Raw genomic sequence first — 23,051 nt, 5'->3', positions numbered from 1 at the left:
TCTGTGCTTGAATATAGAAAGGTTTTTTCATATCTATAGAAGGATCAATCAGCGGAACAGGAGAAATTTCTGAATGCTGTATGTTATATACAATAATTTATTATGATAACTAAATCACAAAAAAAAAGACTTACTCATTGATAATAATATATCTCTTTTTCCCATTACCGCTGCGATTTTTATCAATCCACACTTCAAGAATGCCATTGGCAAACACAGCATGAACTCTTTTATCAACCAAAGGAAAAGGCATTTCAACTTTACGGCTGCATGATTCTGTATTTTTCTTAATGACAGAAATCGTCATAACGCAAGCATCTATCATAATACTGATATGTTTCAAATCCACATCTGGCAATAAAGCTTCTACAATGATATGTGTATTGGTTTCATATAAATCGATACGAAAAGTCAATTGATCCATAAATGAGGTTTGCGGATCGAGGAAAAACTGTTCCATCCACTTTTCCACCTGCGATAAATCATCCTTTTTGTGTTTATTATGATCATTCATCATGAAACCTCCTCAGCCATACTATATTCAGCTCATGCCTATATGTGAAAGATGATATACTGTAGTTGCCAAGATTGGAGGGAATCACTAGTGAAAGAGGTTCTAAAGAAAATTCCGCCTATACATGAATTATTAAAAAATGACCGCTTTAGTGAGATTACTGAAAAATATAGTGTTGATACAGTATATGCATCAACTCAACTGAAATCCGTTATATCTGAAATCCGCCAGTGCTTGCTTCAGGATGAGTGGGAGGGTGCTGCACCTGGTGATGATATGTTTGTACAAGACATTTTTCAGCTTGTAGAAAAAGCATTCCAAGAGGATTTTCAATATACATTAAAAAAAGCCATCAATGCGACAGGGACCATTCTGCATACAAATTTGGGAAGAGCAAGAATGAGTGAGGAGAGCATAAAACATGTCATTGAAACAGCTCAGTCTTATTCAAATTTAGAATACGATCTATTAAAAGGTGAGCGAGGCTCACGCCATATTCATGCCGAAACGCTAATTAAACATATAACTGGTGCTGAAGCCGCCATGGTTGTTAATAATAATGCAGCCGCTGTTTATTTCATTCTTAAAGCATTTGCCGAAAATAGGGAAGTGATTGTTTCCAGAGGGCAGCTAGTTGAAATTGGCGGTTCATTTCGAGTATCCTCCATTATGGAAGAGAGCGGTGCCAGACTCGTTGAAGTAGGGACAACGAATAAAACGCATATAGCTGATTATGAAAATGCTATCCATTCAGAAACTGCGATGATCATGAAAGTACATACAAGTAACTTTAGAGTCATTGGCTTCACGAAAACAGTTGAAACGGGGGAGCTTGCTCAATTAGCCTCTCAAAATAATGTTCTCTTTTATGAAGACTTAGGAAGTGGTGCACTATATGACTTCCGCAGCAAAGGAATCGGAGACGAGCCAACTGTTAAGGAAGTGTTAGCAGAAGGTGTTCACCTTGTCTCATTTAGCGGAGACAAGCTTTTAGGCGGTCCTCAGGCTGGGATTATTGCCGGGAAAAAAGAACTCATTCAAAAGCTGAAAAAACACCAGCTTGCCCGTGTGCTGCGAGTAGATAAAATGACACTAGCCGCACTTGAAGGCACATTAATGCACTATGTAAAAGGAAGCGAAGAAATAAAAAAAATCCCTGTTATAAAAGATATGCTTGTTCCGCTTCATGTTCAGCATGATCGTGCCCTTCATTTTGCCGAAAAGCTTGCACGTTTAACAACTGCATATACTGCCGAAATCTCTGAGAGCATTGCATTTGTTGGCGGGGGAACGATGCCGGATGTTGAATTGCCATCCTATACGATTGCCATTCGCCATCAAAGCAAATCTGCTGAGCAGCTGGCAAAATCTCTTCGAACCGAAAAAACAGCCATTGTGGCTCGAATTAAGCATGAAGAACTTCATTTGGATCTTCGAACGGTTACCCGTGAAGAAGAACAGACGATTCTTGAAGCGCTGCAAGCACTTCAGTAATATGGAAAAGCGATGCCTTAAAGGGCATCGCTTTTTTTATAGAGTTTACATATCATGATGGGAATTATGTTTTTGTCTTGAGTGATTGCGGTTCTTCACTTTTTTAGAACCTCTTAAAGGTTCAGGCTGTCCAGGCTGATCGCCTTTTGGCGCATTTTTTCTCATATCCTTGCCGTCATTCTTATTCATATTCATCCCTCCTACTTATAGGATGGAAAACAGCAAAAAAATTATGCGGAATATTTTTGAGGAGGACTGCGCAATTTAAAGTTACAAATCAAATAAGGGGGGAAAAACATGCCGTATCATAAAGATAAACAGCAAGCGTTCCAGGCTGCACAGCAAGGGCTGGAGGACGCTCAAGAGCTATATTATGAAATCGTACGCGATTCATCTGCATATGGACACCAGCTCAAGCATCTCAAACAGGAAGTAAATGAAGCATACGAACAAATTCAAAATGCACTTGAAGTTGCTTCAGAAGGACAGCGCGAGCAGCTGGAAAGATTTCAGCAGGATTTAACATCCATGGTATCTGAAGTAAATGAATTTGAATAATAACAGGGAAGAGACGGCGAGAAATGGGGCTGTCTCTTTTTTACTGCCGCTAAAAAACAAAAAGGACAGCCAGTGAAGTGTCCTTTTTGTTCTGGTGTTATTGATTTTTCTTTCGCTTCTTGTTGTTCTGCTTCTGCTTTTCTGTCAATGGTTCATTGGCAAATTCTTCGTTATAGCCAGCTCCCATGCCTTGACCTTTCGCAGCATTCATTCCCGGGATCAGATGATTCGATTTTCTTTTCGCCACTCTTCATCACCTCCAAGTTCATTATTTGTCATTTTTGTCGTTTTATGTTGTGAAAATAACACCAGCTAAAATTGATATGTCAAAATAATAACGATCGAAAATCAATTCTTAACCTCTAATTGAAAAAGACTATCAATTAGCGATTTGAATTGAATTCTGAATTGATAATCCTTTTTAACATAAGTAAAACTTATCAAAAACAATAACTTTCTTGTTATTTACTTATATATAAGGTTGTATTAATATAAGAATTGTGAGAAAAGTAGGGATGGGTAAAAATTCAAACTTTTCGACAATTACCTAATGATTGTTATATGATGAATACGAGTTCGAATTGAGGGGGAAATCGTATGGCTAAGAACGATGTTTTTAAAGCCCGCAAATCTTTTGACATTGACGGGAAGCGTTACCATTATTATCATTTGGGCGCACTTGAAGAGGCTGGCATAGGCAAGGTATCAAAATTGCCTTATTCTGTTAAGGTTTTATTAGAGTCTGTGCTTCGCCAATATGACGGACGTGTAATTACAAAAGAGCATGTTGAAAACTTAGCAAAATGGGGAACTGCAGAAGTACGTGAAGTAGATGTGCCATTCAAGCCATCTCGTGTTATTCTGCAGGATTTCACAGGTGTTCCAGCTGTTGTTGATTTAGCTTCATTGAGAAAAGCGATGGCAGATATGGGTGGAGATCCGGACAAAATCAATCCTGAAAAGCCGGTTGATCTTGTTATTGACCACTCTGTTCAAGTTGATAAATACGGCACACCAGATTCACTTGAAGCAAACATGGTGCTTGAATTTGAACGAAATGCAGAGCGTTACCAGTTCTTAAGCTGGGCACAAAAAGCATTCGATAACTACCGTGCAGTACCGCCTGCAACTGGAATTGTTCACCAAGTAAACTTGGAATTTTTAGCGAATGTTGTTCATGCACTTGAAACAACAGAAGGCGATTTTGAAACATTCCCGGATACATTAGTTGGTACTGACTCACATACAACAATGATCAATGGAATTGGTGTATTAGGCTGGGGTGTTGGCGGAATCGAAGCAGAAGCAGGTATGCTTGGACAGCCTTCATACTTCCCTGTACCTGAAGTAGTTGGTGTGAAATTAACAGGCGAACTTCCAAATGGCGCAACAGCAACTGACCTTGCTTTAAAAGTAACACAAGTGCTGCGCAGCTTTGGCGTTGTCGGCAAGTTTGTAGAGTTCTTTGGACCTGGAGTTCCGGCACTGCCGCTTGCAGACCGTGCAACAATCGCCAATATGGCACCTGAATATGGCGCAACTTGCGGATTCTTCCCAATCGATGCAGAATCACTCGATTATATGCGTTTAACAGGCCGTTCAGAAGATCAAATTAAAATCGTTGAAAAGTACTGCAAAGAAAACGGTTTATTCTTCGACCCAGCATTAGAGCCTGTTTATACAGATGTCGTAGAAATTGATTTAACTGCAATCGAAGCAAACCTGTCTGGTCCTAAGCGTCCGCAGGATTTAATTCCGCTTTCAGTTATGAAAGAAGAATTCAACAAAGCAATCACAGCTCCACAAGGGAACCAAGGCTTTGGTTTAGATAAAAAAGAAATTAATAAAGAAGTAACTGTTGAATTTAATAACGGTGATTCAACTGTAATGAAAACAGGTGCAGTGGCAATCGCAGCGATTACAAGCTGTACAAATACATCAAACCCTTACGTACTAGTTGGCGCAGGTTTAGTTGCGAAAAAAGCAGTTGAACTTGGATTAGAAGTACCAAAATACGTAAAAACATCATTAGCACCTGGTTCAAAGGTTGTTACAGGATATCTTCATGATTCAGGCTTGCTTCCATATTTAGAGCAGCTTGGCTTTAACCTTGTAGGATATGGCTGTACAACATGTATCGGTAACTCTGGTCCTTTACGTGAAGAAATTGAGAAATCAATTGCGGATAATGATATGCTTGTTACTTCCGTATTATCTGGAAACCGTAACTTTGAAGGACGTATTCACCCGCTTGTCAAAGCAAACTACTTAGCTTCACCGCCATTAGTTGTTGCTTATGCACTTGCTGGTTCTGTGGATATCGATCTTCAAAACGATTCTTTAGGAAAAGGCAAAGACGGAAAAGATATCTTCTTCAAAGATATTTGGCCAACAACTGAAGAAATTAATGAAGTTGTTAAGCGTACCGTTACACCTGAATTGTTCCGCAAAGAATATGAGCATGTATTTGACGATAATGCTCGTTGGAACGAAATTAAAACGAGCAATGAGCCATTATACAGCTTTGATGAAACATCAACTTATATCCAAAATCCTCCATTCTTTGAAGGATTAACACCTAATGCGGATGAAGTAAAACCATTAGCAGGTTTACGCGTTGTTGGTAAATTTGGCGACTCAGTGACAACTGACCACATTTCACCGGCAGGGGCAATCGGCAAAGATACACCAGCCGGCAAATATTTGCGTGAAAATGGTGTTGAACCTCGTGACTTTAACTCTTATGGTTCTCGTCGTGGAAACCATGAAGTCATGATGCGCGGTACGTTTGCAAATATCCGTATCCGCAACCAAATTGCACCAGGCACAGAAGGCGGATTCACTACTTACTGGCCAACTGGTGAAGTAACTTCAATTTATGATGCTTGTATGAAATACAAAGAAGATGGAACGGGCCTTGTTGTTTTAGCTGGTAAAGATTACGGAATGGGATCTTCCCGTGACTGGGCAGCAAAAGGTACAAACCTTCTTGGCATCAAGACGGTAATTGCTGAAAGCTACGAGCGTATCCACCGTTCTAACCTAGTGCTGATGGGTGTACTTCCGCTTCAATTCAAAGCTGGAGATAGCGCTGAATCACTTGGATTAACAGGTAAAGAGGAGATTTCAGTTCAAATCGACGAAAGCGTTCGTCCTCGTGATTTCGTTCAAGTCACTGCAACGGACGAAGATGGCAACAAATTAACATTTGAAGCACTTGTTCGCTTTGATTCAGAAGTTGAAATTGACTATTACCGTCACGGTGGAATCCTGCAAATGGTTCTTCGTGAAAAGCTTGCAAACTAATAGGATTATGCTAAACACCATGTGAAAAATCACATGGTGTTTTTCTCTTTTTTTTGGAAAGAATAGGTGCAAAGCACAAATAAATTCTAGAAAGAAGGGACATCAACATGCTGAAAAAAACACTATTATTGCTTTTTGGTTTCTTCATTATCATATCCGGTCAAGCCTTTGCACAAAATGAAGCTCCTCCAGAAGATCGGCTGCCTGGCCTCAAAATTGGCACAGCTGCACCAGATTTTTCTCTAAAAGATTTAAATGGAAATATGGTAAAGCTATCAGATTATAAAGGAAAAAAGGTCATGCTCAACTTTTGGGCAACATGGTGTCCGCCATGTAAAGCAGAAATGCCTGCAATGGAAAAGTTTCATGGCGAAGTAGGAGATGATGTCGTCATCCTAGCTGTTAACATCGACACTCGCTATGATGTTCAATCGTACGTTGATAAAATGGGCGTTTCGTTTCCCATTCTTCTTGACGAAAAAGACCAGGTCAACAATGATTACCAGATACTCACCATCCCAACAACCTTTTTCATCGATAAAAAAGGGATTGTACGCCATAAATACTTAAGTGCCATGCCGATTGAAATCATGCGGGAATATACCAGAGACCTGTAAGGTAATATGCGGGTACTACGAAGGGAAACACCAAAACGGTTGTTTCCCCTTTTTAACGAAAGGTGCATTTCTACTTGTTCCCCTGCAATTATAGGATGCGGTGAAAAATAAGCGGAGAAATTCCGCTTATTTACAAAATTGAGCTATATTTGGGCGAAATAAGCGGAGATTTTCCGGCTAAATCGAATAAATTAGTCCATTTCTACGTTTTTCGGTTAAATAGTCGGAATATCTCCCTCTATTTAGGCCCTTTTTAAGAGTTTTAACGATTTAACCGGATTTCTTCCGTCTATTTTTTAGAGCTCATGCATGAATAAGACAAAGACCTTTAAGCTCCTATGATCCAGTCAAAATAAGCGGAGAAATTCCCCTTATTTACAAAATCAAGCTATCTTAGAGAGAAATAAGCGGAGATTTTCCGGTTAAATCGAATAAATTAGTCCATTTCTACGTTTTTCGGTTAAATAGTCGGAATATCTCCCTCTATTTAGGCCCTTTTTAAGAGTTTTAACGATTTAACCGGATTTCTTCCGTCTATTTTTAAGATTGTAATTTTGCTGTTTTTTAAAAGTTAATTTGAGCAGAAGGTGTGAGACTCCTGGTAGAAAAGTGGGATAGGTGAAACCCCCAGGAACGTAAGGAACCAGGAGACTTAGGGCCCACCCCGCACAAAGCGAGCATCATGAACGCAAATCCACTTCCCCTTATTTAAAGTCATTTTAAAAATAGCCTCAAGAAACAACATCAAAATCTGCGCAAAGACACTAGCTAAAAAGCAAGTTAAATATTATGTTTTTTTGTAAATATTTCGTTTCTCTTTTAAATTTTCGAAAAGTTGTAATAATTAAAGCGGTTTCAGGACATAATAACTGTTACAATATGTTTAAAGGAAGGTGAACCTTATGCGAAAACCACGTAAGCGCTCTTTTTCAGAATTGGTTTCTGAAAACAAACGTCAATTACTTAAAGATCAAGCCGCAATGGAAAAAATAGAAGCAAAACTCGAACAAAAACGTTTAAATAAAGCTGAATAAGCAGGAATTGCCTTACATACTTCCTTCTCTGATGTCCATACTGTAAAGGAGGGGGGATAAATGATGGGCAATCCAAAAAAGCATTCTCAAGGTTTTAGACCAAGCCATATTGGTACACAAAGCCATTCAGCTGGAGGCAACAAAGGGAAGCAGATGCAGGATCAATCGGGTCAGCATCCTCAAGTCATCCAGACAAAAGGTGAATAAATAATTTTGCAAAGCCGGCCATCTATTCGTAAGTGGCTGGCTTTTTATTTTTAGTAAACAAAAAATAAATGTCAAAAAACATTGTTTTTTCCATCCACTCATTTCCTTCATTAATTTCTGCTAATCCATCACAGACTACCTATTGAAAGTACTTCTAATTTCAAGGAGGTTATACGAATGGCCTTTAATCGTAAATCGAACCCAGATGATCGCAGTGATAATGTTGAAAAGCTTCAATCCATGATTGTTCACACGATTGAAAACATGGAAGAAGCTGAACATGCAATGGAGTTTGCAAGCGAAGACGAGCGTGCAAACATTGCTGCCAAAAATGAGCGCCGCCGCAATAGCCTCGAAGCATTCCGTGCAGAAGTAAAAGATGAAGCAAAACATAACAAGTAACGGTGGGGAAAAGCCTGATCATACCGATCAGGCTTCCTTTTTACATAAATGAGATCATGCTCTTTTCTTAACGAAATAAGAGCAATTATGATATGATGAACATTGGAATCTAAAAAAAGAAGTGATCATATATGGAAAATAAACAATGGCAATTATGGGATGAGGAGTTGCAGGATAAAGGGTTTATACAAGACGAATTAGCTCTCTTACGGGAAATTTCGCTTCTCGATGAATACCAGGATGCAAAACAAATTTCTATTCTTTTAACCATGGCTGCTTTATCAAGAGCACATAAAGACAAACAAAGCACATTGGTGCATGCATGGATGCATAAAGCGCTGAGCCTCGATAGCACAAATAGTAAGGCAGCTCAATATTTAGCTCAGTATGAATGGGAAAGCAAAAAAGATTTTCTAAACCTTTTAAAATATCCGCCGTTAAGAGAAACGGATAATCGTGCTGCCAAAAAGAAAACAGCAGAGCAATTTATTGAAATATCGCGCAGTTTTTTGCATGCCGCTGAAGAAGAAATGGAACAGATGCAAAAAAATAAATTAGCGGCAGACAAATTCCAAGAAACTAATCAGCCTGGAATTTATGAGCAGCTTATTTCCATTTTAGAGGAAACACTGATTGAGACCGCCGGACTGCTGAAAGCTTCTGAAGAATATGAGCAGTCGATTTCAGGTGTGTTTCACACTGCAACCTATTATGCAGATATGAAAGTACACTTAGAGAGATTAGAGAAGCTAAAGCGCGACTGGAGCCAGCTTTTTAGCTCTTATAAAGCTCCTGTTCCTGAAAAAGTACCGCTTGATGAGCTTCACAACATGATTGGCATGGAATCTGTTAAGAAGCGGATTAATGATTATTACCGTTTCTTAAAATACCAAAACGAACGAAAAAAACTCGGACTTCAAACAAAGGATGAGCTTAGTTTAAATATGGTATTGACGGGAAATCCGGGAACTGGGAAAACAACGCTAGCTCGTTTGCTTGCCAGAATTTATTATGATCTTGGCGTATTGCCGCGAAAAGAAGTTGTAGAAGCCGACCGGACATCACTCGTTGGTTCCTATGTTGGTCAGACAGAGGAAAATGTAAGGGCAATGGTAGAAAAAGCGTTAGGCGGAGTACTGTTTATTGATGAAGCCTATAGCCTGAAACGCGAGGGGCAAACAGGCAATGATTACGGACAAACAGCCATTGATACGTTAGTTTCTTTAATGACAGGATCTGAATATGGAGGCCGATTTGCCGTTATTTTGGCAGGCTATCCGGAGGAAATGAGGCAATTTATTGATTCAAATCCAGGACTGCGCAGCCGCTTTCCGCAGTCCAACCATATTCCTTTGCCCGATTATTCAAATGAAGAATTACTTCAAATCGCCGAGAAAATGGCCGCAGAAAATGATTATATACTGACTGAACAAGCAAAAGCTGAACTGCTGAAAAGAATTGATAATGAACGCGTCGATGACACATTTGGAAACGCCAGAACGGTCTATAATATTGTTCTTGATGCCATTTTTAAAAAAGGAGCACAGGACGAGAACCAAAATCATGTGCTATCGTTTTCATTGCTGGAAAAAGAAGATTTTCAAGTAGATGAAAGCAGCAAACGCGAAAAACCGCTCTCACAATTACAGCAGCTCATCGGACTTGAGCAGGTAAAAGATGAAGTCACAAAACTGATTTCTTATGTAAAAATGCAGCAAAAACGCCGGGAAAATGGCATGCCATCTTTGCCGATTCAGCTTCATTCCGTCTTTACAGGAAATCCTGGAACCGGGAAAACAACCGTGGCGAAGCTATATTCTGAACTTCTTAAAGAATGCGGCATCCTAAAGAGAGGTCATCTTATCGTTGCCAGCAGAGCTGATTTTGTTGCCGGCTATGTGGGACAAACGGCTATTAAAACAAAGAAGTTAATTAGACAAGCTCTGGGGGGCGTCCTTTTTATTGATGAAGCCTACTCGCTGTTATCTGGAACATCTGGGGATTTCGGCAAAGAAGTGATTGACACGCTTGTCGATGAAATGACCAAGCACAATGAAAATTTAGTCGTGATTTTAGCAGGTTATCCGAAAGAAATGGACAACCTATTAAACAGCAATCCTGGCCTTATGTCCCGTTTTAAGAAATTTTATCATTTTCAGGATTATACTCCTGAACAACTAATTAATATCCTTCGTTTTTATATACAGAAATATGAATACCAGCTAACAGAAGATGCACAGCAGTTCTTGTCACAGTCACTGCCTGGTATGGATATGAGCGGCAACGGAAGATTTGCATCTAATCTGGCAGATGAGGCCATTCAAGCCCAAGCCTTAAGACTTATTAATGAACAAGATGAATTAATGGACATATCTCCATATTTATCAAAATCAGATTTCGAAAACGCGCTGCAGAGCTTTGAAAGAGGGAATTAACATGTTACTATCTACAAAAGAAATTGAGGTTCGTTATGCTGAAACGGACCAAATGGGAGTCGTTTATCATGCAAACTATCTTGTTTGGATGGAAGTAGCCAGAACACAAATCGTTAAAGATTTAGGTTTTAACTACGCTCAAATGGAAGAAGAAGGCGTGCTCTCTCCGGTGACAGATGTGCAAATCAGTTATAAAAAACCGCTTCGCTATGGACAAACAGCAACCGTGAAAACATGGATTGATGCATATGATGGTCTTCGAACAACCTATGGATATGAAATATATACAGAAGAAGAGGAACTGGCGATCACTGCTTATTCAAAGCATGTATGTGTACAGAAGGATAATTTTCGGCCGATCTCTATCAGAAGGAAATTCCCGGACTGGCATGCTGCTTATGAAAGAGCAAAAAAACCGGTTTCCTCTGAAGACTAGGCGGCGACTGTCATGGCTTTTGGCATAAAACGCAAAGACCTGCAAAAGTGGAAGGAAAGGATTAATCAAGGTGACATTGCTTTTTTAACGCATTATTGGATTGATGATCGCTTTCCAGGCTGCACCACGGTCACAAAGGTAGGCTGCGGGGATATGAACAAGCTTATTTCATGGGGAGAAAAACACGGTCTAAAAGCCGAATGGATCCATAACCGGAAAGATGGTTATCCTCACTTTGATTTACTGGGAAACAAACAAAGAGAGATTCTTGAAAAAGAAGGATTGCACGAACATATATGGAATGAAAAAAAAGAGGCTGGGACATCTTCATCCCAGTAATACAAAAGGGTGGAACATAAGTGTTCCACCCTTGAGATTCATCCGAATGATTAGACATTATCATTCGGTTTTTTATTTATTTTTAACATTTACTATTTCTAAACATGAGTGAAATGGAACGGGCTTGTGTAAACACGCAAACCATGAAAATGAACATTCGTGTTTTAGAAAGAGTATTTTCGTTATGTCCCAGCCTCTTCGTTTTTTTCATTAATTTAGCTAGAATTGTTATTTTTACGCAGAGTAATGATAGATGGGTTCATCTGCACCTTCATCATAATCAACTTTCAGATCATGCTGGTCAAAATACCAAAGATCTTTTTCTTCGATATAATAAGTGATTCCATCTTTTTCGATGGAAGCTCCTGTATGCAACGGCTCTTCATTTGAAATTCCAAGCGAAAAACCCTGCTGTACAGTACTGCAGCCTCCATAACGGGCAAAGAAACGCAAATAATCCCCATGTGATAGGTCCATTTCCTTCTTATACCATTCAGCCGCCCGATCACTAACTTGAATATTCATAAGAATTCCTCCTTTTTACTTTTTACAATATCAACTGATTCCAGAATGACAAAGCATGTAATTACGTTCACAGTTTCATCATACACCATGTTCTGCATAAAATTCATCTATGGCGCGCAGCCAGTTTTGTCTCGCTATTGAGCCTGCCATTTTGACATCCTTGCTTTCGATGGCATGAATAATGTCTTCATGTTCCTGAACCGATTGAGCTGTCATGATAATCGACTGATGAAAGTAAAGACGAAAGACATGGCCTTGAAGATTTGAGATGCTATTTGTCAAATAAGGATTTTCTGCACTATGAATAATCAGATGATGAAATTGTTCATCTGTTTTTAGCGCGTTATAGAAATCTCCCTTTTTAATATATTGTGAGAATTGCTGATTTAATTCTTTTAGCTCTGATAATGTGGCACTTGTCATTTCCTGAACAGCATACTCGGCTGCTAATGCTTGCAGCGAGGCGAGAGGTGGCAATATTTTTGTAATATCACTTTTCTTAACAGGTGTAACTTGAGTTCCAACACCTGGATACATTTGAACAAAACCCTGAACGTTCAAAAGCTGCAATGCTTCTCTCACTGGAGTTCTGCTGACACCAAGCGCTTGTGCTAACTCTGCATCATTTAATTTCTCCTGAGGCTGTAAGGTACCATCAATAATCCATTCTTGAAGCTGTAAAAAAGCACGATTTTTAGCTGTGATCCTTATGGGCGACGAAAAATTTACGGGTACAGGCATTTCAACAAACCACCTTTATTATCCAAAATGTAAAAGAATATTAATTTATATACACTATGAATATAGAAATATACTGAGATTATAAGATATTAACAGGAAGAATTCAATATATTGCATACATAAGATACTTTTTTAAAATAGTATATTGCGAAAGGAAAGCGAGTATGTTATCGTATGTTATGCAATATATTACATACTTCAACGCGGTAAAGTGGTTTATCGTTTGAGTGTATGGTTAATAAACTGAAAATTTAAAACTATAAAAACAAAACATTCTTCCAGGAGGAGCAAACATGAATCAAAAGCTATCATTCTCTTTTATTATTGCAGTTGGGTTTATGCTTTTCGCACTGTTTTTTGGTGCTGGAAACTTAATTTTCCCTGCTATGCTTGGCCAATCAGCAGGATCAAATATTTGGTGGGCTAATGCCGGCTTTGTTGTAACCGGCGTAGGATTACCCTTGCTTGGGGTGATTGCCTTAGGTATTTCCGGTAAGGATGATCTTCAATCCCTGGCAAGCAGAGTTCATCCTGTATTTGGATTGGTTTTTACAGTGGCCTTATACTTATCAATCGGTCCATTGTTTGCCATTCCGCGGACAGGCACTGTTTCTTATGAGATAGGCATCAAGCCTTTTATTGGTGAAGATTTTCAAACATTAGCACTTGTGATCTTTACAATTATCTTTTTTGCTGTAACAGCCTTTTTCTCAATGAAATCATCGAAAATCGTTGATATAGTTGGGAAGTTTCTTACACCAATGCTATTAGTGTTCATTGCCATTTTGATCATAACTGCACTGATTAACCCATTGGGGGCATTTCAAGCACCAACGGAAAACTATTTAAGTGATTCGTTCTTTAAAGGATTTCAGGAAGGGTATTTAACAATGGATGCTCTTGCTTCATTTGTATTTGGCATCATTGTTATTGAAGCGATCCGCTCAAAAGGCGTCACTGCTAAAAAGGATATTACAAAAGCGATCTTAAAAGCTGGACTTATTGCTGCTGGACTTCTAGCTCTTATTTACACTTCGCTTGGATTAATCGGTGCATCGAGTGTAGAGCCATTTGGGCTATTAGAAAATGGCGGATCTGTATTAACAAGCACCTCCAATCATTATTTTGGTTCATTTGGCGGTGTCTTGCTTAGTCTTATTGTATTAGGTGCATGTCTTACAACAAGCATCGGATTAATCACATCTTGTGCAGCCTATTTCAGCAAACTGCTGCCGGCTCTTTCTTATAATGCATTTGTGATTATATTTTCTGCTTTTAGCACAATCCTTGCCAATTTCGGGTTAAATGAACTGATTGCATTTTCTGTCCCTGTATTAGTTGCGATTTACCCATTGGCGATCTGTTTAATGATTTTAACGTTTACACACAAGCTATTCAAAGGCAGAACAGAAGTTTATCAATTCAGTATGCTGTTCACTTTTATTGTGAGTTTATTCGACGGTTTAGCTGCTGCAGACATTAAAGTAAACTTTATTGAAAATCTATTCACTGAATATTTGCCGCTTTATGGTGTCGGACTCGGCTGGGTGATCCCTGCAATCATCGGAGCACTTCTTGGTTTTGTCGTCTCAATGATAAAAAATGGGGGAGCTTCAGATATAAACATAAAGAAAAGCGCATAGAACTGATTAAAAAAGACCAAATCTGCACAGGATTTGGTCTTTTATTTACTCATTGAAGGGAAGATGTCATATGCTCCATAATTTCGCTGTAAACTTCTTCAGATTGCTCTAATCCAAAATTGTCTGCTGCCAGAAGCGGGACAACATGATACATACGAGAAGGTTGGCTGGTTACATATGTTGGGTGAAATTGCGGATTGGAGAGCGAGATGTGTCTCTTTCCATCTTCAATGGTCATACTAATATCGACCGCCGCCATACCACCCAAATCTTTGTAATCATGTATTTGTCCGCTCAAAAAGTTGCCTAACGAATAAACAATCAATCCTTTGCGGCCATCAGCCGTTGTATGCCATTCCATTGGCTGCAGGACATGGGGGTGGTGTCCAAAAATCAGATCTGCACCTTCATCTATCAAGAATGCTCCCAATTCCTTCTGCTCAGCAGTTGGATAGCGCTCATATTCATTTCCCCAGTGCACGCTCATGATAACAACATCCGCTTGTTGTTTGGCTTTATGAATATCTGCCTTCATTACATCACGATCTATAAGATTAACCAAATAGTCTTTTCCTTCAGGAACAGGAATTCCGTTTGTTCCATAGGTGTAAGATAAAAAGGCAAAGGAAATGCCGTTTGATTCGATGATCGTCAATTGATCTCGTTCTTCTTTGCTGCGATAGGTTCCAGTGTGAGGAAGACTGATTTCCTCCAGATAAGAGAGAGAAGCGAGTTGTCCTTTTTCAAGTTTATCTAAACTATGATTATTAGCTGTTGATACAATATCTACACCAGCTTTTACTAGAGCATCTCCGACTTCTTGCGGGCTGTTAAAAGAAGGATAGCTTGATATTCCGATCTGTTCGCCGCCTAGGATTGTTTCCTGATTAGCAATAAGAAGATCTGGTGTTTTTAGCATGCTTTCAACTTCTTGAAGCAATGGTGAAAAATTATAACCATCAGCTGTTTCCGCAACATTGTATACTCGATCATGGATTAGAATATCTCCAATGCCAGCAATGGTCGTTTGCGTTTCGAGGCGCTTTAAGTTTAAAGTCATTTCTTTTTCAACATTAAGGAAAGAAATCAAGTGAGAATCATTATTTTTTGCTTCTTGAGCTCCATACATGTTATAAAAGATGATAGCAGACAAAAGGCTGAGAAGGATGGCAACAAGTGTTATTCCTTTATACATAAACTACTCCTAAATACGTATGACTTTCTACCCTTACTATAATATAAAATTGGTTTTTGCGCGTAAAAATGGCGCAAAAAAACGACAAAAAAGGAGAAAAAATATGATAAAAATAACAGAACCTGCATTACACATTCTGCAATCGGTTATTAGAGCTGAGATGGAAAAAGAACCTGCCGACAAACTTTATGTCCGTCTATCAATGGGGATTGGCTGAGGAGGCCCTGAGCTTAAGCTGTCTCTGGAGGAGCAGCCATTATCAAAGGATATCAGTATAGTGACAGAGGGGATACATCTTTTAATTCATGAAGATGATGCTGTTTATTTTCAGGATACAAAGCTGGATTATATAACAGATCCTTTTGGAAAAAAGTCTTTTAAAATTCTTCGTGTATAGCGTATCTTAATGAAAAGCCAAGAGTGCCTTATTAAGCATTCTTGGCTTATTTGCAAACCTTTTTAAGTAATATTCAAAAGTCTTTTTTTATGAATGATCCACATTTTCAAAGAAGTAAATGAGATCGTCAAAGCTATTAATCTTAAAGGCGTGCGCAGATGCCGTCAAGTCATCAGAATATAATGCAATATCAATCGCAAACTCATCTGGTGGCGTTTGTTCATCAACTTCTGCTGAGAACAGATAATTATTTATAATATTACGTTCACTTTTCATCAAATCACCATCTCGTTTCTTTTACTTATTATTATAAGGATGATCTGCTTTTGTGAAGGTTTCAGATGTGTCAATTTGCCGAACCTTTATCTAGAAGCGGCAGTTCAATGGTAACCGTTGTTCCTTCGCCTTCAGTTGAAGAGATACGTAAATCCCCGTTATGAAGTTCAATGATTCTCTTTGAGATCGATAGTCCAAGACCAGTACCCGTGGCCTTAGTAGAATAATACAGCGAAAACAATCGCTTGACCGTTTCCGGAGACATCCCCATGCCATTATCTTTAATCACCAATCTTGCATTTTTCTCATCTGCTCCAAGCCATATGGAAATGACGCCTTTTTGTTTATCCATCGCCTCAAGGGCATTGTTGCATATATTAAGCAGGACCTGTTTGAGCTGCTGTTCATTTCCATACACGACAACATCTTTCCCAAAATCAGATAATTGAGTACTTACTTGCTGAAGCAGTGCTTTGCTTTCAAAAAGCATAAAGACATCTTCTGCAATCTCATTCAAAACTATCGCTTTCTTATCATGAATATAGGGTTTTCCTGTATGTAAAAACTCAGCAATAAGATCATTCGCCCGGTTGATTTCCAGGATCGCCACATCTGCATATGTTGCTTTCCCGGATTCTACTAAATTCGGACGAACGAGCTGCAGAAACCCTTTTACCGTTGTTAGTGGATTCCTGATTTCATGAGCCATGACAGCAGCAATTGTATGATTCTGTACTTCTTGCTGTTTGATTGGATAGCAAAATAGATGAAGCCGATTTTCATCATCTCGGACAATATACACATCATAGGAAGTAATGCAATCGTGTATGTTCAGCTCCAGATTCATGATTTCTTTCTCTTCAAGTAGCTGCGGAAAGGTAAGTTTTAATGGGGGAACGAGCAAATCATGAAAAGGGATATTTTCGTATGATAAAGACGATGAGGTAATGATGAAATCCTCATTGATTTCAAAATAGGGAAATGGCAACTTTTTATAGATACTATTATTCATAACAAACCATCCTAACATGCTTATTTGCAACATTACTAGAATCTATGAAAAACATCAGCGGAATATGTTATCAATTGTAGAAAAAAAATGAAAAGAAGGATGATATGCACCTTTTTGACTATAATATAGCAAGTTGCGGTCTGTTATCAATAGAGAACATTTTATTCTATTTTTAAGAACATCTCAAAATCTATTTATTATTTGAAAAAAGAGATTGGGTGAAGACTTAAATAATATTTCTAAAACCCAAATGTTTTATTGTCATGGCTAGCTATTTAAACAAGTCCGTTCCAACCACACTAAGGCCCATGTTTATTCGCGGGATCATAAGATTGCGGATCATTGTCTCTGCTGCTCTTTAGGCGGTGTCACCCTTACCTCTATAGCACACAGACGTCAAGGGTCCTCCGCTGTCATTCACTCACGTTTAATAAATGAGTTTTAGAAGGAACAATAAAAAAACCGAATGATTAGGAAATATTAATACCTAATCATTCGGTCGTATAGGTGGATTGGGTCATTATGTCCCACTATCTTACCGTATGGTTCATCATAATGCTCGAATTTTTTTAAAGAAACTTATATCCATTTTACTTTTGGCTCTGTTTTATCCTTAATTCGCTTGATGTTAGCACGATGTCTATAGATGACGAAAAAGGCTAGGATTGAGACAACGATAATCAGCGGAATATCACCTGAAACAATCGCATAAATGAAGGCTGCCACAGCCGCGAACATGGATGATAACGAAACGTATTTTGATATGTATAGGCTGATAAAGAACACGAGCAGGATGACAAGAAACATCGGCCAAACATATGCCAATAGCACACCTCCAGAGGTAGCCACCGCCTTTCCTCCTTTAAAGCCTGCAAAGATTGGAAACATATGACCAATAACAGCGATAACACCAGGAATCAGCGGATGAAGATCAGCTCCTGCCATAATAGGCAGCAAGGCAGCAAGCGTGCCTTTTAAGATATCAGCCAGCGTCACTGTCAGTCCAGCTTTTACCCCTAATGTCCGGAAGGTGTTTGTCCCACCTAGATTCCCGCTTCCATGTTCTCGAATATCAATTCCATAAAAGGTTTTGCCGACGATTAAACCAGACGGAATGGATCCAATTAAATACGCCAAAATAATAATAATTGCACTAACTGCCATGATAACTCTCCTTCTCACTTGATCTGCAGTTCTTTTATTGTACCATGTCTGCTATCAAACAGCCTAACGCTTCTTTTTAGCCTATCCATTATTTTTTTGTTCTTTACAAAGTGTTTCATTAAATCCAGGCATCTTTTCATAGCAAAGATGAAAGAAAACGAGGAATAACCGGGCTTGTACGTTAGATTTATATGATTTTCACCCACGAAATATGAGTCATTTTGGAATGGAGGGCTGCCAGGAGCCCTTCTGTGTTCTGGATGCATCTTCATTTTTCACTTAGCTATATATCGTTTCATGTTTTCAAATTCGAATACGATCCGCTTGCTATAGGACTCTTTTATTAGGGAGTAGAGTCTTTTATTAAAAGTTTGAACAGGATGACATCGGGTATACAACTATTGTCAACAACAAACAACAAGGAGGGCTTTAACATGAATCATGATTACAACACTAATGGACAAGCTGAAAAAGTGAATGACAAGCTGCAAGACCTTACATCTGAACAAACAGCTGAGATTCTTGAAAACTTTGATGAATTTAAAAGTTATTTAGGTAAAAAAGTAGCAAAAGGCGAGAAATTAGGTTTAAATGAGGAACAGCTGGCGAATGCGGCAAAAGTCGCGGCCGAGTATCTGGCTAAAAACGAAAGTCCTCGCAATCGTGAAGAAAAATTGCTGCAAGAATTATGGAAAACAGGTACAGAAGAAGAAAAGCATATGCTAGCTCATATGCTAGTAAAATTAGTAAAGTAAGCAACAAATAAGCGCTATTCCCAATAAATATGACTGCGCTCAACTGGGAAAATAGATTAAAACATGCAGGGGAATCTTCTCCTGCATGTTTTCTGTATAAGTTGGAGGAAATGCTATGAAGCTGCTGAAAAGCCTTACACTATGGCTGATCCTTGCCCTGATTGGATTGTTTTTGGCAGGAATCATCTATGTTCACAATACAAAATCGCTGCCTCCTGGAACTTCGTATGAAGGAGAACTTTCTCTGGCTGATGAAGCTGATTTTATATATGATTTAACCTATCAAAATGAGAATGGGGAAACACAGCACGAATTACATATTATGAATAGAATAGAAGAAGCTATTTTGGAAGCAGAGGATTTAATTGTCCTTGATATGTTTCTATTTAATAGCTTTACTGATGAAGGACAGACATTTCCTGATATCAGCGGGAAATTAACAGATGCATTAATTGCTGCTAAGAAAAACCATCCTGACATCCAAATTGCTGTCATTACAGATAAAATCAATACAACTTATGGTTCACATAAGGTGCCGGAGTTTACGTCGTTAGAACAAAATGGAATAGACGTAATTATGACTAATTTAACAGAGCTAAGAGATCCAAATCCATTATATTCTTCTATTTGGCGAACCTCGCTTCGCTGGCTGGGAAATGATCCTGAGAGCGGAGTGCTGCCTAACCCTCTTGCTAATTCTGCTCCTGATGTTACGTTACGCTCTTATTTTACGCTATTAAATATAAAGGCTAATCATCGAAAGGTGCTGGCAACAGAAAAAACAGCGATCATCACATCCGCAAATCCCCATAATGCCAGTGCACATCATTCAAATATTGCAGTAGAAGTAAAAGGGGAAATCATTGAAGAAGTCATCCAATCTGAGCAGGCGGTCATTGATTATAGCGGGTACGATTTACAGCTAAAAGATATTCAATACAATGCTGCTGATTCATCTCAATCCTCTTCACAGGTTCAGCTGCTTACAGAAGGTAAAATCAACAAGCATGTATTAACCAGCATCCGTCATACGAAGAAAGATGAAACAATCTGGCTTGGAATGTTTTATTTATCCGATCGCCAGGTGATTGATGAATTAATAGCTGCTGCCGAACGCGGTGTCGCGATTAAGATGATCTTGGATCCGAATGAAAATGCCTTTGGTTCTGAGAAAGCAGGCTTGCCGAATATTCCTGTTGCAGCAGAGCTGAAAAAGCTGGGCAATGAGCAAATCGATATACGCTGGTATAACACAGGACAAGAACAATATCACAGTAAAATGCTTTTCATTGAAGGAAATAGCGATAGCATGCTGATCGCCGGCTCAACCAATTTTACTTCTAGGAACTTAGATGATTACAACTTGGAGACCAACTTAAAAATATTAGCTCCATCACAGGAGAAAATCATGAAGGATGTTTCCCGTTATTTTAATCGATTATGGAATAATGAAGATGGTGAGTATACGGTTGCTTATGAAGAAAAAGAAGAGCTCCCGGTTTTCAAATATATTCTCTATCGAATTCAAAAGTTATTCCGTTTTACAACTTATTAGCCTTGTGAAACTTTTTCTCTTATTCTCTCGTTTCTATCATAGGGGGGAAGGATTTGGATGATAAAATCCCTTTCCCTTCTGTTTAGGATTAGGTACGATAGGGAGTGGGGAGGAATACACATGAGCCAAATTGAACTTTCAAAAACAACGAAAACTCCTGCAAAAAAGTGGATTTTGACGGGACTATTTGCAGCGTTTTTCATCATTATTTCAAGTATAATTTTATTATTATATCCATTTGCTTCCAAAGAAAAAACGGACTATTTTACAGGTGAGCACCCTGTTGTCTTTCAAGGCAGCCAGGTGGCGAATGCTGTCATGGATGGAGACAGCGTTTATGTACCGTTTGCTTTTTTACAAGAGCATATGGATAATAGTCTGATATATGACGAGGCATCAGATTCAATGATCATTACAACGAAAAGTAAAGTAGTGCAAATGCCCTCTGAATCGTTATCATACTATGTAAATGAAGAAGCCGTAGAACTTCAGTTTACACCGATTCGGACAGATAATGGAGAAATGTATGTAGCGATCGACCCGCTAATGTCTTTTTATTCTTTTGACTATGAGGTATTACCTGAAACGGGAGCAATCTGGATTCAGCAGAACGGAGATTCAATCACACATGGAACCGTTATCGATGGACATAAAGAAAAACTGCGCTTGCGCTCCTCAGGCACGCTGCAATCAGCTTATGTAGCTGAGGTATCAGCAGATGAAGAGGTATTCATTGAACAGGAACAAGAAGATTACTATTTTGTGAGAAAAGCTGACGGACAAGCGGGTTATATGGAGAAGTCGCTCGTGCAAAAAGGCGAAACAGAAGAAATAGTTATGGCAGAAGAGCCTGTGAAGCATGAGATTCCGGAAATTGAAGGTCCCATTCATTTAACATGGGAAGCTGTCTATACGCAAAATCCTGACACGGCAAACATGCCGGCTATGCCTGGCGTGAATGTGATTTCACCAACTTGGTTTGAACTGGCTTCGCCTGATGGAGCCATCAAGAATTTAGCTTCTGTATCCTTTTCTGAATGGGCACAGCAGCAAGGCTACCAAGTATGGGGACTGTTTTCAAATGCATTTGATCCTGAATTAACGCATCAGGCCTTCACTTCATTTGAAACAAGACAAAAGATCATCCGCCAGCTGCTGCATTATAGCCAAATCTATAAGCTGGATGGCATTAATATTGATATTGAAAATGTAAATCCAGAAGATGGTCCGCTTGTTACGCAATTCATGCGTGAAGCTACTCCATATTTTCATGAAGCGGGTTTAACGGTTTCCATGGATATTACCTTTATCGCAAGCGGAAATTGGTCTGCTTTTTATGAAAGAGAGAAGCTTTCTGACATCGTCGATTACTTAGTTGTCATGGCCTATGACGAGCATTGGGGAACATCTCCCGTAGCTGGCAGTGTTGCCTCATTTCCATGGGTGGAAAGTAATTTAGAAAAGCTTCTGGAGATCGTTCCGAATGATCGTCTCATTCTAGGAGTGCCTTTATATGCCAGACTTTGGGCAGAAACAGAAAATGGTGAAGTCTCATCTCAGGCTCTTTCAATGGCCCAGGTGCAGGAATGGCTAAATGAACATGGTGTGACTCCGGAGTATGATCCGATCAGCGGTCAAAACTATGCCCAATACTATGATGAAGCAGAGAAAACCACCTATAAGATCTGGCTCGAGGATTCATTATCCTTAAAAAAACGGGCAGACTTAGCTGTAGAATATGATTTGGCAGGGGTTGCCAGCTGGTCCCGCTACTTTGCAGATGAAAGCGCATGGAGTGCATTAGCAATTGAAGAAGAGAATGAAGAAAAACAGTAAGAACTTGCATTCAATTGCTAAATAAGGGTAAGGTTATAATAATTCAAGGACATACAAATAGGAGGTCTTTATCATGACAATTGAGATACCAAGCCGTGAAGAAATAGGGAAAATCTTAAAGAAAGCAAAACGAATTGCTGTTGTAGGTTTAAGTGCTGATCCAGACCGCACTTCATATATGGTTTCAAAAGCGATGCAGGATGCTGGTTATGAAATCATCCCTGTTAATCCGAACGTCGATGAAGTACTTGGGGAAAAAGCAGTTGCTTCCTTAAAAGACGTTGAAGGGCATGTGGATATTGTTGATATTTTCAGAAGATCCGAATATTTGCCTGAAATAGCTAAAGAATTTGATCAAATAGATGCTGATGTATTCTGGGCGCAGCTTGGCGTAGCTAATGAGGAAGCGTACGAATTTTTGAAAGAAAAAGGCTACACAGTGATCATGGACAGATGCATTAAAGTTGAACACGCAATGACAAAATAATGAGAAATATGTTAGGATGCATGAGACTATTACGGTCTCATGTTTTCTTTTTCTCTTATACTAAAACACCATGACTGACACGACTTTCAATTAGTTGATCTTCATGTTTTTTCTATGAATTAT

At 39.0% G+C, this 23,051-nt stretch carries 24 protein-coding genes; 15 read left to right on the top strand and 9 right to left on the bottom strand.

All coding sequences use genetic code 11. The features are described from left to right. Nucleotides 1-130 precede the first annotated feature (130 nt). Nucleotides 131-517 carry an Hsp20/alpha crystallin family protein gene (locus B7E07_RS12010; RefSeq protein ID WP_218970420.1) on the bottom strand — a complete coding sequence of 129 codons (387 nt, stop codon included), beginning with the start codon at nt 515-517 and terminating at the stop codon, nt 131-133. A gap of 87 nt (nt 518-604) precedes the next feature. On the opposite strand from B7E07_RS12010, the gene selA reads away from it, so the two are divergent. After that, nucleotides 605-2,008 (top strand): L-seryl-tRNA(Sec) selenium transferase, encoded by a 1,404-nt coding sequence (gene selA / locus B7E07_RS12005; protein WP_080846089.1) that lies wholly within the window; start codon nt 605-607, stop codon nt 2,006-2,008. Nucleotides 2,009-2,053: 45 nt separating this feature from the next. Here the strand turns inward: selA and B7E07_RS12000 are convergent, their stop codons facing one another. Then, entirely contained in the window at nt 2,054-2,197 is a 144-nt protein-coding gene (locus B7E07_RS12000; protein ID WP_080846088.1) for a small acid-soluble spore protein P, read from the bottom strand. A gap of 108 nt (nt 2,198-2,305) precedes the next feature. Between B7E07_RS12000 and B7E07_RS11995 the strand changes: the two genes are divergently transcribed. Further along, entirely contained in the window at nt 2,306-2,566 is a 261-nt protein-coding gene (locus tag B7E07_RS11995) for a hypothetical protein (protein ID WP_080846087.1), read from the top strand. A gap of 97 nt (nt 2,567-2,663) precedes the next feature. On the opposite strand, the gene sspO is transcribed toward B7E07_RS11995, so the two are convergent. Then, complete coding sequence (sspO, locus tag B7E07_RS11990; RefSeq protein ID WP_080846086.1) at nt 2,664-2,813, bottom strand: small acid-soluble spore protein O; 150 nt, start codon at nt 2,811-2,813, stop codon at nt 2,664-2,666. A gap of 350 nt (nt 2,814-3,163) precedes the next feature. Here sspO and acnA point away from each other — a divergent pair, with 350 nt between their 5' ends. The 8 genes from acnA (at nt 3,164) to B7E07_RS11950 (ending at nt 11,342) form a co-directional block, all read left to right on the top strand. Then, nucleotides 3,164-5,872 carry an aconitate hydratase AcnA gene (gene acnA, locus B7E07_RS11985; RefSeq protein ID WP_080846085.1) on the top strand — a complete coding sequence of 903 codons (2,709 nt, stop codon included), beginning with the start codon at nt 3,164-3,166 and terminating at the stop codon, nt 5,870-5,872. Nucleotides 5,873-5,979: 107 nt separating this feature from the next. Further along, a complete protein-coding gene (locus B7E07_RS11980; RefSeq protein WP_080846084.1) occupies nt 5,980-6,489 on the top strand; it encodes a peroxiredoxin family protein in 510 nt (169 codons plus the stop codon). A gap of 902 nt (nt 6,490-7,391) precedes the next feature. Continuing rightward, nucleotides 7,392-7,523, top strand: a complete 132-nt coding sequence (locus tag B7E07_RS11975; RefSeq protein ID WP_080846083.1) for an FbpB family small basic protein — start codon at nt 7,392-7,394, stop codon at nt 7,521-7,523. Between the two features lie 63 nt (nt 7,524-7,586). Continuing rightward, a complete protein-coding gene (locus tag B7E07_RS11970) occupies nt 7,587-7,730 on the top strand; it encodes an acid-soluble spore protein N (protein WP_080849182.1) in 144 nt (47 codons plus the stop codon). A 177-nt stretch (nt 7,731-7,907) separates the two neighbouring features. After that, a complete protein-coding gene (gene tlp / locus B7E07_RS11965) occupies nt 7,908-8,132 on the top strand; it encodes a small acid-soluble spore protein Tlp (protein ID WP_080846082.1) in 225 nt (74 codons plus the stop codon). A gap of 131 nt (nt 8,133-8,263) precedes the next feature. Next, complete coding sequence (locus tag B7E07_RS11960) at nt 8,264-10,567, top strand: AAA family ATPase (RefSeq protein WP_080846081.1); 2,304 nt, start codon at nt 8,264-8,266, stop codon at nt 10,565-10,567. A 1-nt stretch (nt 10,568) separates the two neighbouring features. Continuing rightward, nucleotides 10,569-11,003 carry an acyl-CoA thioesterase gene (locus B7E07_RS11955; protein WP_080846080.1) on the top strand — a complete coding sequence of 145 codons (435 nt, stop codon included), beginning with the start codon at nt 10,569-10,571 and terminating at the stop codon, nt 11,001-11,003. Between the two features lie 12 nt (nt 11,004-11,015). Then, nucleotides 11,016-11,342, top strand: a complete 327-nt coding sequence (locus B7E07_RS11950) for a hypothetical protein (protein ID WP_080846079.1) — start codon at nt 11,016-11,018, stop codon at nt 11,340-11,342. Nucleotides 11,343-11,576: 234 nt separating this feature from the next. Here B7E07_RS11950 and B7E07_RS11945 read toward each other — a convergent pair whose 3' ends face one another. Both B7E07_RS11945 and B7E07_RS11940 read right to left on the bottom strand, forming a co-directional pair. Further along, nucleotides 11,577-11,867, bottom strand: a complete 291-nt coding sequence (locus tag B7E07_RS11945) for a HesB/YadR/YfhF family protein (protein ID WP_080846078.1) — start codon at nt 11,865-11,867, stop codon at nt 11,577-11,579. 78 nt (nt 11,868-11,945) lie between these two features. Further along, nucleotides 11,946-12,608, bottom strand: a complete 663-nt coding sequence (locus B7E07_RS11940; RefSeq protein WP_080846077.1) for a GntR family transcriptional regulator — start codon at nt 12,606-12,608, stop codon at nt 11,946-11,948. Between the two features lie 293 nt (nt 12,609-12,901). Here B7E07_RS11940 and brnQ point away from each other — a divergent pair, with 293 nt between their 5' ends. Further along, complete coding sequence (brnQ, locus tag B7E07_RS11935; protein ID WP_080846076.1) at nt 12,902-14,251, top strand: branched-chain amino acid transport system II carrier protein; 1,350 nt, start codon at nt 12,902-12,904, stop codon at nt 14,249-14,251. Between the two features lie 49 nt (nt 14,252-14,300). Here the strand turns inward: brnQ and B7E07_RS11930 are convergent, their stop codons facing one another. From B7E07_RS11930 to plsY, 4 genes are all read right to left on the bottom strand, one after another. Further along, nucleotides 14,301-15,446: a CapA family protein gene (locus tag B7E07_RS11930; RefSeq protein ID WP_080846075.1), complete on the bottom strand. Its 1,146-nt coding sequence runs from the start codon at nt 15,444-15,446 to the stop codon at nt 14,301-14,303. 484 nt (nt 15,447-15,930) lie between these two features. Beyond that, nucleotides 15,931-16,119: a hypothetical protein gene (locus B7E07_RS11925; protein WP_080846074.1), complete on the bottom strand. Its 189-nt coding sequence runs from the start codon at nt 16,117-16,119 to the stop codon at nt 15,931-15,933. A gap of 70 nt (nt 16,120-16,189) precedes the next feature. Beyond that, on the bottom strand, nt 16,190-17,131 hold the full coding sequence (locus B7E07_RS11920; protein ID WP_176215188.1) for a sensor histidine kinase: 942 nt from the start codon (nt 17,129-17,131) through the stop codon (nt 16,190-16,192). Nucleotides 17,132-17,710: 579 nt separating this feature from the next. Continuing rightward, a complete protein-coding gene (gene plsY / locus B7E07_RS11915) occupies nt 17,711-18,295 on the bottom strand; it encodes a glycerol-3-phosphate 1-O-acyltransferase PlsY (RefSeq protein WP_080846072.1) in 585 nt (194 codons plus the stop codon). Nucleotides 18,296-18,729: 434 nt separating this feature from the next. Here plsY and B7E07_RS11905 point away from each other — a divergent pair, with 434 nt between their 5' ends. The 4 genes from B7E07_RS11905 to B7E07_RS11890 all read left to right on the top strand — a co-directional run bounded on the left by B7E07_RS11905 (nt 18,730) and on the right by B7E07_RS11890 (nt 22,928). After that, entirely contained in the window at nt 18,730-19,050 is a 321-nt protein-coding gene (locus B7E07_RS11905; protein WP_080846070.1) for a DUF3243 domain-containing protein, read from the top strand. A 115-nt stretch (nt 19,051-19,165) separates the two neighbouring features. After that, nucleotides 19,166-20,605, top strand: coding sequence for a phospholipase D family protein (locus B7E07_RS11900; RefSeq protein WP_080846069.1), 1,440 nt, complete (start codon nt 19,166-19,168; stop codon nt 20,603-20,605). A 120-nt stretch (nt 20,606-20,725) separates the two neighbouring features. Continuing rightward, nucleotides 20,726-22,441, top strand: a complete 1,716-nt coding sequence (locus tag B7E07_RS11895; protein ID WP_080846068.1) for a glycosyl hydrolase family 18 protein — start codon at nt 20,726-20,728, stop codon at nt 22,439-22,441. A gap of 73 nt (nt 22,442-22,514) precedes the next feature. Continuing rightward, the gene (locus B7E07_RS11890) at nt 22,515-22,928 is read left to right on the top strand and encodes a CoA-binding protein (RefSeq protein ID WP_080846067.1); all 414 of its coding nucleotides are present in this window, start codon (nt 22,515-22,517) and stop codon (nt 22,926-22,928) included. Nucleotides 22,929-23,051 lie beyond the last annotated feature (123 nt).

This window comes from Cytobacillus gottheilii (genome assembly GCF_900166665.1).
GTDB lineage: Bacteria > Bacillota > Bacilli > Bacillales > Cytobacillaceae > Cytobacillus > Cytobacillus gottheilii_A.
Note: the sequence above shows the minus strand (reverse complement) of the source record. Positions and strands in the feature narration are given on the sequence as shown.

Excerpts from the sequence above, each read along its gene's own strand:
- B7E07_RS12000 (WP_080846088.1), bottom strand. The coding sequence starts at position 2,197 with ATGAATAAGAATGACGGCAAGGATATGAGAAAAAATGCGCCAAAAGGC.
- B7E07_RS11950 (WP_080846079.1), top strand. The coding sequence starts at position 11,016 with ATGGCTTTTGGCATAAAACGCAAAGACCTGCAAAAGTGGAAGGAAAGG.
- B7E07_RS11925 (WP_080846074.1), bottom strand. The coding sequence starts at position 16,119 with ATGAAAAGTGAACGTAATATTATAAATAATTATCTGTTCTCAGCAGAA.
- B7E07_RS11955 (WP_080846080.1), top strand. The coding sequence starts at position 10,569 with ATGTTACTATCTACAAAAGAAATTGAGGTTCGTTATGCTGAAACGGAC.
- B7E07_RS11995 (WP_080846087.1), top strand. The coding sequence starts at position 2,306 with ATGCCGTATCATAAAGATAAACAGCAAGCGTTCCAGGCTGCACAGCAA.
- B7E07_RS11940 (WP_080846077.1), bottom strand. The coding sequence starts at position 12,608 with ATGCCTGTACCCGTAAATTTTTCGTCGCCCATAAGGATCACAGCTAAA.
- B7E07_RS11900 (WP_080846069.1), top strand. The coding sequence starts at position 19,166 with ATGAAGCTGCTGAAAAGCCTTACACTATGGCTGATCCTTGCCCTGATT.
- B7E07_RS11960 (WP_080846081.1), top strand. The coding sequence starts at position 8,264 with ATGGAAAATAAACAATGGCAATTATGGGATGAGGAGTTGCAGGATAAA.
- B7E07_RS11920 (WP_176215188.1), bottom strand. The coding sequence starts at position 17,131 with ATGAATAATAGTATCTATAAAAAGTTGCCATTTCCCTATTTTGAAATC.
- plsY (WP_080846072.1), bottom strand. The coding sequence starts at position 18,295 with ATGGCAGTTAGTGCAATTATTATTATTTTGGCGTATTTAATTGGATCC.
- tlp (WP_080846082.1), top strand. The coding sequence starts at position 7,908 with ATGGCCTTTAATCGTAAATCGAACCCAGATGATCGCAGTGATAATGTT.
- B7E07_RS11975 (WP_080846083.1), top strand. The coding sequence starts at position 7,392 with ATGCGAAAACCACGTAAGCGCTCTTTTTCAGAATTGGTTTCTGAAAAC.
- B7E07_RS11930 (WP_080846075.1), bottom strand. The coding sequence starts at position 15,446 with ATGTATAAAGGAATAACACTTGTTGCCATCCTTCTCAGCCTTTTGTCT.
- B7E07_RS11980 (WP_080846084.1), top strand. The coding sequence starts at position 5,980 with ATGCTGAAAAAAACACTATTATTGCTTTTTGGTTTCTTCATTATCATA.
- B7E07_RS11905 (WP_080846070.1), top strand. The coding sequence starts at position 18,730 with ATGAATCATGATTACAACACTAATGGACAAGCTGAAAAAGTGAATGAC.
- B7E07_RS11945 (WP_080846078.1), bottom strand. The coding sequence starts at position 11,867 with ATGAATATTCAAGTTAGTGATCGGGCGGCTGAATGGTATAAGAAGGAA.
- B7E07_RS11895 (WP_080846068.1), top strand. The coding sequence starts at position 20,726 with ATGAGCCAAATTGAACTTTCAAAAACAACGAAAACTCCTGCAAAAAAG.
- B7E07_RS12010 (WP_218970420.1), bottom strand. The coding sequence starts at position 517 with ATGATGAATGATCATAATAAACACAAAAAGGATGATTTATCGCAGGTG.
- B7E07_RS11890 (WP_080846067.1), top strand. The coding sequence starts at position 22,515 with ATGACAATTGAGATACCAAGCCGTGAAGAAATAGGGAAAATCTTAAAG.
- brnQ (WP_080846076.1), top strand. The coding sequence starts at position 12,902 with ATGAATCAAAAGCTATCATTCTCTTTTATTATTGCAGTTGGGTTTATG.
- acnA (WP_080846085.1), top strand. The coding sequence starts at position 3,164 with ATGGCTAAGAACGATGTTTTTAAAGCCCGCAAATCTTTTGACATTGAC.
- B7E07_RS11970 (WP_080849182.1), top strand. The coding sequence starts at position 7,587 with ATGGGCAATCCAAAAAAGCATTCTCAAGGTTTTAGACCAAGCCATATT.